At 40.5% G+C, this 11,804-nt stretch carries 11 protein-coding genes; 8 read left to right on the forward strand and 3 right to left on the reverse strand.

The genetic code is table 11. The features are described 5' to 3' along the window. Nucleotides 1–16 precede the first annotated feature (16 nt). The 4 genes from ABWV72_RS20510 to rplI all read left to right on the forward strand — a co-directional run bounded on the left by ABWV72_RS20510 (nucleotide 17) and on the right by rplI (nucleotide 1,881). The gene (locus ABWV72_RS20510; protein WP_342806670.1) at nucleotides 17–541 is read left to right on the forward strand and encodes a CC0125/CC1285 family lipoprotein; all 525 of its coding nucleotides are present in this window, start codon (nucleotides 17–19) and stop codon (nucleotides 539–541) included. A 197-nt stretch (nucleotides 542–738) separates the two neighbouring features. Beyond that, a complete protein-coding gene (gene rpsF, locus ABWV72_RS20515) occupies nucleotides 739–1,161 on the forward strand; it encodes a 30S ribosomal protein S6 (RefSeq protein ID WP_216047990.1) in 423 nt (140 codons plus the stop codon). 11 nt (nucleotides 1,162–1,172) lie between these two features. Beyond that, nucleotides 1,173–1,400 (forward strand): 30S ribosomal protein S18, encoded by a 228-nt coding sequence (gene rpsR / locus ABWV72_RS20520; RefSeq protein ID WP_008843478.1) that lies wholly within the window; start codon nucleotides 1,173–1,175, stop codon nucleotides 1,398–1,400. 28 nt (nucleotides 1,401–1,428) lie between these two features. Then, the gene (gene rplI / locus ABWV72_RS20525) at nucleotides 1,429–1,881 is read left to right on the forward strand and encodes a 50S ribosomal protein L9 (protein WP_216047991.1); all 453 of its coding nucleotides are present in this window, start codon (nucleotides 1,429–1,431) and stop codon (nucleotides 1,879–1,881) included. A gap of 274 nt (nucleotides 1,882–2,155) precedes the next feature. On the opposite strand, the gene prsT is transcribed toward rplI, so the two are convergent. The 3 genes from prsT to ABWV72_RS20540 form a co-directional block, all read right to left on the reverse strand. Beyond that, on the reverse strand, nucleotides 2,156–4,975 hold the full coding sequence (gene prsT / locus ABWV72_RS20530; protein ID WP_353372801.1) for an XrtA/PEP-CTERM system TPR-repeat protein PrsT: 2,820 nt from the start codon (nucleotides 4,973–4,975) through the stop codon (nucleotides 2,156–2,158). A 146-nt stretch (nucleotides 4,976–5,121) separates the two neighbouring features. Beyond that, nucleotides 5,122–6,042 (reverse strand): choice-of-anchor A family protein, encoded by a 921-nt coding sequence (locus tag ABWV72_RS20535; protein WP_353372803.1) that lies wholly within the window; start codon nucleotides 6,040–6,042, stop codon nucleotides 5,122–5,124. 312 nt (nucleotides 6,043–6,354) lie between these two features. Continuing rightward, complete coding sequence (locus tag ABWV72_RS20540; protein ID WP_353372805.1) at nucleotides 6,355–7,260, reverse strand: universal stress protein; 906 nt, start codon at nucleotides 7,258–7,260, stop codon at nucleotides 6,355–6,357. 508 nt (nucleotides 7,261–7,768) lie between these two features. Here ABWV72_RS20540 and ABWV72_RS20545 point away from each other — a divergent pair. From ABWV72_RS20545 to dnaB, 4 genes are all read left to right on the forward strand, one after another. Next, the gene (locus ABWV72_RS20545; protein ID WP_252729353.1) at nucleotides 7,769–8,335 is read left to right on the forward strand and encodes an RNA polymerase sigma factor; all 567 of its coding nucleotides are present in this window, start codon (nucleotides 7,769–7,771) and stop codon (nucleotides 8,333–8,335) included. Continuing rightward, nucleotides 8,328–8,834: a hypothetical protein gene (locus ABWV72_RS20550; RefSeq protein WP_353372807.1), complete on the forward strand. Its 507-nt coding sequence runs from the start codon at nucleotides 8,328–8,330 to the stop codon at nucleotides 8,832–8,834. The genes ABWV72_RS20545 and ABWV72_RS20550 overlap by 8 nt, the downstream gene beginning before the upstream one ends. Continuing rightward, on the forward strand, nucleotides 8,834–9,874 hold the full coding sequence (locus ABWV72_RS20555) for a DUF4097 family beta strand repeat-containing protein (protein ID WP_252729354.1): 1,041 nt from the start codon (nucleotides 8,834–8,836) through the stop codon (nucleotides 9,872–9,874). The genes ABWV72_RS20550 and ABWV72_RS20555 overlap by 1 nt, the downstream gene beginning before the upstream one ends. Before the next feature lie 392 nt (nucleotides 9,875–10,266). Beyond that, nucleotides 10,267–11,655: a replicative DNA helicase gene (gene dnaB / locus ABWV72_RS20560; protein WP_216049757.1), complete on the forward strand. Its 1,389-nt coding sequence runs from the start codon at nucleotides 10,267–10,269 to the stop codon at nucleotides 11,653–11,655. Nucleotides 11,656–11,804: the final 149 nt, after the last annotated feature.

Below are 11,804 nucleotides of genomic sequence, written 5' to 3' on the forward strand. Positions count from 1 at the left end.
AAGTAAGAGGTGAAATATGAAATCTATCATGCTGTTTTTATCAATCGTACTATTCGTGTCAGGCTGTGCTTCGAAACCTGATTATCGTGCTGCACAAAATGGTTCAGTTGGATATAGCGAGCAAAAAATTACTGATGACCGTTACCGAGTACAATTCAAAAGTTTCTCAAAAAGTGTTGCAGATGCCTCAGATTTTGCATTGCTTAGATCAGCTCAATTAACTCAACAGCAGGGGTTTGATTGGTTTGTTATCACCAACAAAGAAACCTTTGTAGAGTCGCAGAAGCTCCAACCTGCATCATCATTGGGCCTGAGTCATCAACGTCAAATAGAGCGTGAATGCGGATTGATAACTTGTAACTCTTATGAGCGACCGTCTACCGAGTTAGGCATGAGCATGAATACTAGGGCAGGGAATGAGCGCAAAGAAATCCATAGCATTTTAGATATTCGGATGGGAAAAGGAACGAAATTGAGCGAAGAGGCTTATGGTGCACAAGATGTAATCGATAATTTAATAGAAAAATCTAAAAATGATTAAACTGAGCGGCAATTGATAATAGCTATAGGTAAGAGTTTTTGGGGGTTTAAGCCCCCTTTATCTTCCAATGAAATATATGTTGCCTTAAGTGTTGGCTTTGTATACAATTCGCGCCCTTAAATCAGCTATCACCTTTAGTTCCTTGTCTCAATACAGTTTGGCTGAGCTGTAAGAGGCTACAACCGTAAGGAGCAACAATGCGTCATTACGAAATCGTGTTTATGGTCCACCCTGACCAAAGTGAACAAGTTCCTGGTATGATTGAACGTTATACCGGAATAATCACAAACGACGGCGGAACTATCCACCGTTTAGAAGATTGGGGCCGCCGTCAATTGGCATATCCAATCGAAAAATTACATAAAGCACACTACGTACTAATCAATGCTGAAGCTACTGCAGAAGCAATTGAAGAGCTAGAAACTGCTTTCCGTTTTAATGATATTGTTCTTCGTAACCTTGTTATGCGTACCAAAGGAGCTGAAACTGAACAGTCTCCAATGGCGAAAGAAGAACGTCGTGATGATCGTCGTGATGACCGTCGTCCAGAGCGTTCTGAAAAGCAAGAAGAAGCACCTGCTGCAGCTGTAGAGCCTGCTAGCACTGAAGATCAAGCATAAGGAGACAGATAATGGCTCGTTTTTTTAGACGTCGTAAATTTTGCCGTTTCTCAGCTGAAGGTGTTGTCCAGATCGATTATAAAGACATCGCTTTGCTGAAAAACTATATCACTGAAAGTGGTAAAATCGTACCAAGCCGTATCACTGGAACTAGCGCTAAATATCAGCGTCAGTTGTCAACTGCTATCAAGCGCGCGCGCTTCCTAGCATTGCTTCCATATACTGATTCTCACAAGTAATCGTTGGCGTAAATAAGAGGTAGCAAAGATGGAAATCATTCTACTAGACAAGATCGCCAACCTGGGCGGCTTGGGTGACACTGTCACTGTAAAATCAGGATATGCACGTAACTTCCTTTTTCCTCAGAAAAAAGCAGTTCCTGCAACTAAAGCAAATGTAGAAAAGTTTGAAGCACAACGTGCTGAACTTGAAGCAAGCATTGCTGCGACTTTAGCTACTGCTGAAGCGCGTGCTGCTAAAATCGTTGAGCTTGGTGAAGTAACTATTGCTTCTCCAGCTGGTGACGAAGGTAAGCTTTTCGGTTCGGTTGGTACTCGTGATATTGCTGATGCAATCACAGCTGCTGGCGTTGAAGTTGCAAAATCTGAAGTTAAATTGCCTACTGGTACTTTGCGTGAAACTGGCGAGTTTGAAATTGACTTACAGTTACACTCAGATGTAATGACCACTGTTAAATTGGTTATCATCCAAGAAGCATAAATCTTAGATTTATAGACTTTAAAAACCTCGCTTCGGCGGGGTTTTTTTATGCCAAAAGAAAAATATGGCCCATGTGCTTTTAGCTCAAGGAGTGTTGCTGTATGCCCAACGGGATAAATCCCGTGCTACAGGGATGTGTAGCCATTGGCTTTAGCCTATGGAATGTTGCTGTATGTCCAACGGGATAAATCCCGTGCTACAGGGATGTGTAGCCATGGGCTTTTAGCTCATGGGATGTTGATGTATGTCTAACGGGATAAATCCCGTGCTACAATCAACCTTTGTTGATTTCTTCAAGCAGTGCTTGAGCGTTGGATTTTTCGGCGAAATACACATTTTCAGCCAGTATCTCGTTCAGTAGCCGCTCAGCTTGTTTGATTTTGTCTAGTTTTGTTAATGTGTAAGCTAGATGATATTTCAGGTTTGGGTTGCTTGCATCTCGAGTCATCGCATCGCGCAATACAGTGATACTTTTTTCGTAATCGCCTTGTTTGGCAAGTATCCATCCATAGTTGCTTAGAATATTTACATTGTCGCCATCCAGTGCCATAGCTTGCAAAGAATAATCTGCGCTTTTGTTCAAATCATCTGGTAAGTATAAATAAGCCAAACGATTAAGTAGTGCCGCTTTATTTGGCATATTATCGGTCTCTAGAAGATGTTGATAGTGTTCGATAGCAATGGATGATTGACCATAGTAAAAATGGAATTGCGCAAGTAGGCTTCGTGGAAAATAGCTCTGTGGATATTTGTCTACAATTTGATTGAGCACGGTTAAAAACGCATTTTCTGACATTCCATTGGCAACGTGTGCATAAAGTTTTGCCAAGGCTAATTCGTATTTGTCGTCTATTTTTAATATTTGTAAATAGTACTGTTTGGCAATGTCAAACTGCTGTTTTGCATCATTTAACTCGCCAAGTTTTAATAATACATCTGGGTTATCTGAATTGCTTTGAACTAGTTCGTTAAGTTGTTTTTCAGCTTGCTTGAGATTGTCTGAAGTAATTAATTGAGACACCCATTGTAAGTGTAAACTGATGTCATTAGGGTTTAGTTTATGGGCTTGTGCGACAGCGGATAACGCTTTTTCTTTCTCATTTACGGCTAAATACAACTGACTAAGCGCCAGTAAATTAAATGCCGTTTTTTCAATAAGCTTTTCGTATTTACTAATTGCTCTTAAAGCTTTTGCTTCGTCTTTTAACTTTATGAGAAGTTGTGCTTCTTTTAACACATACAGCGGGTAACGCGGTTCTAAGCGTTGAAGACTTTGCGCTAGACGCAAGGCTGGAGTGAAGTTGCCCTGACTTTCGTTTATTCGTAACAAACCTTCCATTGCCTGTAAATTATTTATATCTTGCTTCAAAATCGACTGATATAGGTTGCTAGCCCTATCTGTATTAGACATCGCTAAGTTGATTCTGGCTAAACGTAGTTTAACTGCAATATCGCTGGTATTAATACTGAGTAATTTTTCTAGTGTTAGTAGCGCTTCTGGGTAACGCTTTAAGCGACTTTGCACAGTCGCAAGGTTATATAAAGCAGAATAAGACTCTGGGTTTTCTGCTAGAACATTTTGTATGGCGTCCATTGCTGCAAAATCTTGTCCTTGCATGATCAGCATAGCCGTATTTAGGTTCTTAACGTCCACATCGTTAGGCATTAACTTTTTGAGTGTGGTTAGACTTCGATCTGCAGAACTAAGCTTCTTTGCATCCATGTTTACCATGCAATGTTCAATTAGGACCTTCTTATTTTCGGGGTAGGCAATCATCAACTTTTCTAATTCAGCCAAAGCGATGTCAGTTTTTCCCCTTGCTATAGCTACCTGAATAGCAAATAGTTTGTATTCCACTTGTTCAGAAAAGTCATCTTCAAGCCTATCTAATAATGCCACAGCCCTATGAGGTTTATGGTTTACCAAATACAGACCGCCTAAAAATAATGACTGGGAAAGATTATTGGTTATTTGTAACTGATATTTTTCGAATACGTCTAACGCAGCATCAAAGTCGTAAAGTGCCGAATAGGTTTTAGCTAACAGGTAGGCCGACTGAAACTCACCACCGGAGCGTAAATTGTATTCTGCTAAATCGTCTCTCGCGCTTTGATACTGGCCAAGTAGAAAGGAAACCGTCCCTCTGAGGTATGAAAATGTCGGATACTCATCGATCAAATATCTTGGTAAACCATTGAGTCGATTTGCCAATACTTGCATTTGTTTATAACCGTCACTCTGGTTAGCAGTTTTAACCGCTAACCAGTTGCGTGCGAATTGCACGTATAAGTCATTGGGAGACTCTACTAATAACTTGTCTGATAAAGAAAATGCTTTATCGAGGTCATTACTGGCAATGCAAGCATCGACGAGGTTACGGGCGATTGCTGGTTCACGGGGATTGATCTCAAGGGCTCTGTTTAAGAACATGATTGCTTGTTCAATATCACCTTGAGATCGAGCTAGTTGCCCTCTTAAACGCCAAGTTTCAGCGTTTTCTGATGAGATTTTTAAGGCTTTTTTTATTAATTTGTCGACCTGTGAATAGTTTTTTTCGATCAACGCTATTGTGGCTTGTCCATTAATTGAATCAATGTGACCGGCTTCAATAGCTAAATTTTGTTGATAAAACTGATTGGAGCATTGGTAATCGCGCAAGTTGATGCAGGCTGTTGCTTTGAATATATTCCATTTCATTTGATTTTTTTGCGATAGCCTACCGCTATAGTCGAGCTCTACTAAATATTTATACTTTTTAAGGTTGAGCAGGGTCTCTGCCCAATCAGCAAACACTAGGTTAATATCTACATGGGAGCGGATGGCTTCGCCAATCTGTTTTTCTGCATCTTCATATAGTTTGTTTTTTACTAGCAACTTGCTCAATAGCACTTTCGCTGATAAATCATTAGGGTTGTCTTGAAGTGCATTTTTCACGTGGATATAGGCTTCTTCATATTGTCCCTGGTCGAAGTTCGAAAGTGCTTTTTCATAATCAGAGTTGTTTGCATTGACAACCTGAGTGAGCGCGCAACCAGCTATCAAAATGATTAATTTAATTTTGTAAAAACGGTACTTCAGGTAATTTCTTTTCATGGGGTCTCTGACGAATCAGGTTGCTATTTATAAGGGAAATTCAGGCTTTAATTTACCTCGAAATGGGTCATTTAAAAAGCCACTTTGATTAATACTAGATATAAAAAAGCCCGCTAATTAACGGGCTTTGAATTGATATAAAGTGCTTAAGATTTGATTCTACGTTTTCTGATCACTAGTAAACCCGAAAGTAACATCAAACCAAACAAAGAAGGTTCCGCTATCTGCGTTGATGTTGGAGGGGTATAATTGAATGTATAATTATGGAATTCTCGAGCACCAGTGTATGACACAGCAGCAAATGAGCCATCAAAAGATGCGCCGCCACTTGTATCTGCATATGGCGCTAAAACAGAACCTTTAGATGCTAAACTATTAAAATCGATATTAGTTGCTTCAAAGAAATTCCAAACAATATTAGAAAATGCTGCGTCGCCATTAAAACCGTTGTTAAGGTTAACACCGCCACCGATATTAATATCAGTGCCAGACACATTAATGATAACCGTTTCAGCGCTTCCCCAATTCATTGATAAGTTGCTGTTCTGGGCAAAAACATCGGCAGCAGACACATCAAAAATTGCCAAGTCTCCTGAGCCAGTATAATCAAAATTGCCACTGGAAAAACTACCTGTGCTTGTGAGACCAGCGAAATAGGCTGTATCAGCGTATAACTCAACTTGGATATCAGCAACGGTCAATGATGAATCATGTATTAACTGGCCGTCATCTCCATCGTTCAACTCTATGGCGGTACCGTTTAAATCACCACCATAAACCAAATTATTATCACGTAATACACGAACGCGACTCGCATTGATATCGCCAACAATAGTAACTGCATCAATAGCTGTGTCGGTATTGGCTAGTCTGCTACCAAACTCTACTGGATTAGATGAATTCAAATCACCACCAATAAACGTTTGTCCTTGGACATCTCCGCCATTGAAATTATAGTCGCCAAGCAATAAAAGATTATATTTGCCAATAGTGCCACTGGTTGCAGTGGCTGCGCCCGAAATCGAGGCCAGTAATGCAAATGCGAATAATGATCTTACCAATTTCAATCTACTTCTTCCTATTACTAAAATATGAATATTTACGCCATACAGACATGTTTCGTGCAATTCAAAGCTTAAAGCTTACCTGATTGTTTCGTTTTCAATCTTTAAGCAATAAACAAGCCGAAATTTAAGTCTTTGTATTTTATAAAAAATAACTCCATTTAATTGTTCTTTCTGAGTAAAGTGTAAAAAAATTAGACGAGGAGTCGCTTTACGCCAGAAAATTCGCGCATAATATAGCATATTATCAACTGGCGAGTTACTCAGATAAGCCGAATTTAGTTATACTTTAGTATGGTTCCACTGACCTTTACCCTATTCTGGCTTCAAAACTAAAATGTCACAGGGCATTGCTTCTGTTAGGGTCATTGCGGTGTCACCAAAGATCTTATCCATAAAATGTTTATCTTCATTATTACCAATAACGGCTACTTCAGCATTCAAACGCGCGGCTTTTTCAGGCAAAACTTCATCTGGAATACCTTCGATAGAATGAAGAACATCATTAGCAAGAGAATATTCTTTGATATAAAGCTCTAACTTTTCTTGATGTTTTTGTTTCAACGTCGCCTCTCGTTTAAAGCCTCGCTGACTATTATAATCGATGTGAAGTGTGCCTATTTCGCCATCATAACAATCAATAACATGCATTTGCCCACCGATAGCTTGGGCCAGTTTATCGCTGACGGCTAAAATCCTACGATTCAGTAAATGATTATCGAAATCATCGTCTTTCATATCTACACAAGCTAAAACCTCGAGTTGTTTGTCCCACAATCTTGGCTTAACCATCCATATAGGAAGAGGACAGTTAGCAACGAAATAGTGATCCAGTCCACTGGTAAACAATCGTTTAAAATCACTTTGCAGATAAGGTGCCTTCAAGACTAAATTAAATGTTGTTTGAGTTAATAAATTCGCTACGGCTAGAGAAGGTTTCTGCTGCCATGACAAAACAATATCTTCAACAAATTCACTTGCTTCCCATTTTTCCAAAATATTTTTAATTGAATTTTGATGATTAACCACAACCTTGTTCAGGTCATCTGCTAAGTTGAGATTGGCTTTAGGGTAGAAATAATTGTGCAGAGAAACGAACACCGTCATTTTGCCAGAATAGGCCCTGCACAAACGAGTAGCTCTAGCCAAAGGTATAGACGGATCTTCATCTGCTTGCAGTACGACTAAAATATGATTAAAGGGGCTGATTTCCATGTTCATTATTGTTTTACCTTCTTACCCTAATTAGTTGAACTAAAATTGTAGACGACTATTTAGCCAATGGTTAGAAAATAAATCTATGAGCAACAAATACCTATGAGGTATTGCTCAACTTACGAACGATTGATTTTAGTACTAAATTAAGCCAACATAAGCCGTATAAAAGACTCTTTCACGCTAAGTGTGTCGCTGCTGTTTCGCCCTTTAACTGCAGCTACCTTATTTGTTGGTTTTCCCACTTCTTTAAATTAGTTTTGGTATTTTAACTTCCCCCTTAGTGGCTTGAAGCCTATTAGGATGTGGTCAGCGGGGAAGTCATTGTTTTCACTGCGCTTACGTGGCGTTGGTTGATACTGTTTTATTATTTTTTTACGTTGATAAGTGAGGAAATATCAGACACTTATAGTATGAAATACAAATAATGCTGAAATATAATTTTGGCGGTTTAAACCTTTCTGATCTACTCTGCGACTAACTCTTCAACACAATATAAAAAACGACAAGCATATTGAATACACAAGGAAATGTTGTTTCTGCTCAACGCGCATTCGAAGATAAGTCTGAGCGGGATTTAATTAAAGCAGTACAACAGGGCGATAAAAAAGCATATCAAACCCTATATCAAACCTATATTGGTCAGGTATATGGTCTGTGCTTTCGGCTTACTAGTGATAAGTCGTTAGCAGAAGATGCCGCTCAAGAAGTGTTCATTCAACTGTGGCGAAAAATGGGTAATTATAAAGGAGACAGTAAGTTCTCCACTTGGTTACATACAGTAACTTCAAACATTACCATTTCTTATTTGCGTAAGCAGCGAGGTTGGGTGAAACGTATGTTCAATATTGAAGATTCAGAGGCAAATTTTTATGCTGCGGAGCAATCCACTGATTTAAGTGAATTAGAACGTCATGTCGCCAGATTGCCCGAACGAGCGCGGATTGTTTTTGTGTTGCATGCAATAGAAGGTTACCGCCACGAAGATATTGCTAGCATGATGAATATGGCGGTTGGCTCCAGTAAAGCACAGTTTCACCGTGCCAAGCAGTTGTTAAAGGAGTGGATGGGTTATGAGTAATATGAATTTTGAAAAAGATTTACGAGCGCAAATAGATGCTCTGAGTAACGAAAAACAACCTGAAAGAGATCTGTGGGCTGGGATTGAAATAGCGCTAGCCGAAGAACCTGCGCCTCTTGAGCAAGTTCAAAAAAGTAAAAGTGAGTCGAGCTTCAAGGTGATTGCTATTGCAGCTTCTTTCGCGCTTGTTTGTGTTCTTAGTTGGTTCTCTCTAAACCCCGCATCTGAGCAAATGACGGGGCAAGATCTAGTCGCAGCATTAAGTAGTCAGCATAAAATGCAAAAAGATGCGTTATTGGTGAAATTTCAAGATCAGCCTGCGTTGACGGAAAATTGGCAAAAGCAATTAACGGAGTTGGATGAAGCAGCTGATGCTATCAAGGCTGCTTTGAAGCACGATTCAAACAATATTGCACTGTTGAAAATGCTGCAAAACGTGCATCAACAGCAAATTGATTTAATTGAACGAGTTCATGCTCCTAAGTGGAGACAAATTTGATGGAACTGCAACAAGATAGCACTCGCACCGCGTTGCAGTACTGCAAGAATCATCACTGCCAGTCAGTGGATGTAAATAAGGGTATTAGAATGAAACAAATATTGTTTAGTGTTGGTTTTTGCTTGATAAGCTCTTTTACCTTCGCCGGTGAGAAAGTTGATCAAACGCTAAAAGCCGATAACAACGGTTATGTACAAATTGAACACCTCGGAGGCTATGCCAACATAAAAGGCTGGTCGAAGAATGAGGTACGAGTCGTGGGTGAATTAGGTGACCGTACAGAGAAGTTTATTTTTGAGCGTGATGGCAATGAAGTCATTATTAAAGTGAAGGTTAAAAATAACAAAGGTACTTGGAGTTGGGGGTCAGAAGATGGTGATGATCTGGAAATTTACGTGCCGCTGGATAGTCATATAAATTATAACTCCACAAATGCCAATGTAGAGGTTACACAAGTACGCGGAAGTGCTGATATAGATACCGTAAATGGGAATATTGAAGTCACAAATCTCTCTGGTAGGTTACGTATTGAAGCCGTTAATGGCGATGTTACGGCTCGATCACTGCAGGGCAATATTAAAATTCAAACTGTAAATGGCGATATTAAAGACAGTGACTCTACAGCAAGTGAAGCTGCATACGAATCGGTTAATGGAGATATTGACGTTGTTGTTTCAAGTCCGGAAGTAAAAGCGGAAACCGTCAATGGGGATATTGAGTTAACATTAGGAAAGGTTGAGCACCTGAACTTGAACACGGTAAATGGTAGTGTGCAAGCGAGCATGGCGTTAGCGTCTCAAGGAGATGTTCGGGCTACCAGTGTTGGTGGTGGCATCAGTCTATATTTTCAGCCAGATGTTTCCGCGCGCTTTGATTTACAAGGTCATGCCGGTGGTCGGATTATTAACAAAATTACCCAAGATAAAGAACATAAAGCCAAATATGGGCCTAGTCGCTGGCTTGAATTTTCCCATAACGGCGGAAACGGTCAAGTTAAGGTGTCTACCGTCAGCGGCAGAATTAAAGTCGACAAAAAATAATAAACATACTAAACCTGTAGTCGGTGGCTTTAGCCCCGAGATGGATGGGTTAAACCCTGAGAGGAACCCATGGCCTGAAGACCATGCTACAACCCCGAAATTGGATTGGGTAACCCCCGAGATGAACCCATGGCCTAAAGGCCATGCTACAACTGTAGTCGGGGCTTTAGCCCCGAGATGATTCCCAATTAAACGCATCCTGTAGTCGGTGGCTTTAGCCCCGAGGAGATTCCCAATTAAACGAATCAACAATCTCCCTGTACCGCCGAAAAGAATTCGCCAATCGATTCCAACAAATCCTGATTTGCTGATAAATTTTCACAATACACTTTGATGCAGTATCAAACTTAGCGCATAATACTCGGCCCATTGTTAAAAGATTTAAGAGTGTTGTGAAAGCCGTTCCGGATAAAAACAGAGACGATAAAGTTGAGAAACTGAAAATCCCGCCGCATTCCATGGAAGCTGAGCAATCAGTGCTTGGGAGTATGTTAATTGCTCCCGATTCTTGGGACAAAGTAGCGGAAGTCGTTGTTGAAGAAGACTTTTATAACCGTTCGCACCGTACTATTTTCCGCGCAATTGTTCGTTTGTTATCTGCTAACCAACCTGTTGATATCATCACAGTTTCTGAAGAGTTAGAGAATCACGATGAATTGGAAGAAGCCGGTGGCTTCACGTATTTAGGCGAACTAGCTCAGAACACGCCAAGTGCAGCTAACGTAGTGGCCTACGCAGAAATCATTAAAGAACGTGCTATCACACGGGAGCTTATTGGTGTTGCACATTCTATCGCTGATGTTGGGTATAATCCTGAAGGCAGAGATAGTAGTGAGATCCTCGATCTTGCCGAGACACAGGTTTTCCAAATCGCTGAAAAGCGAATGGGTAGTAATGAAGGGCCCAAAGATGTTGAGTCTGTATTAGGTAAGACAATAGATCGTCTTGAAGCCTTAATCAAAACCAACAAAGAAGTGACTGGGGTGTCTACCGGCTATACCGATCTAGATAAAAAAACCAGTGGGTTGCAGGGTTCGGACCTTATTATTGTGGCAGCTCGTCCTTCCATGGGGAAAACAACTTTTGCCATGAACTTGTGCGAAAATGCCATGTTATTGGAAGAGAAACCGGTATTAGTGTTTTCCCTAGAAATGCCGGCCGAGCAAATTATGATGAGGATGCTCGCCTCTTTGAGTCGGGTCGACCAGACCAAAATCCGTACCGCTCAGTTAGACGATGAAGACTGGGCACGTATTTCCAACACAATGGCTATGTTGAAAGACAAAGATAATCTGTTTGTTGATGATTCATCTGGCCTAACACCTATGGAAGTGCGTACTCGAGCCCGTAAGTTAGCGCGTGAGCGTGGTGGTATCAGTATGATCATGATTGATTACCTGCAGCTAATGCGAGTGCCATCATTAAGTGATAACCGTACCTTAGAGATAGCCGAAATATCCCGTTCATTAAAGGCATTGGCAAAAGAGTTAAATGTGCCTGTTGTGGCTTTGTCACAGTTAAACCGGAGTTTGGAACAACGGGCTGATAAACGTCCGATAAACTCAGACTTACGTGAATCTGGTTCTATCGAGCAGGATGCCGATTTGATTATGTTTATCTATCGAGACGAAGTTTATAATGAAAATACTGATCTTAAGGGGATTTCGGAAATAATCTTAGGAAAACAACGGAATGGTCCTATTGGTACGGTACGTCTTACATTCCAAGGTCAATTTTCCCGCTTTGACAATTATGCTGGTCCCGCTTATTCCGACGAATAATGTGAGCTTAAATTGCTTTCCAACGGGATAAATCCCGTCCTACAGGGGTTTATAACCATGGGCTTTAGTCTGTCGGTCGCTGTTGTATTTCCAACGGGATAAATCCCGTCCTACAGGGATTTGTAACCATTGGCTTTAGTCTATCGGTT

Origin of the sequence: Aliiglaciecola sp. NS0011-25, assembly GCF_040370605.1 — a bacterium.
In the GTDB taxonomy this organism is placed as follows: Bacteria; Pseudomonadota; Gammaproteobacteria; order Enterobacterales; family Alteromonadaceae; genus Aliiglaciecola; species Aliiglaciecola lipolytica_A.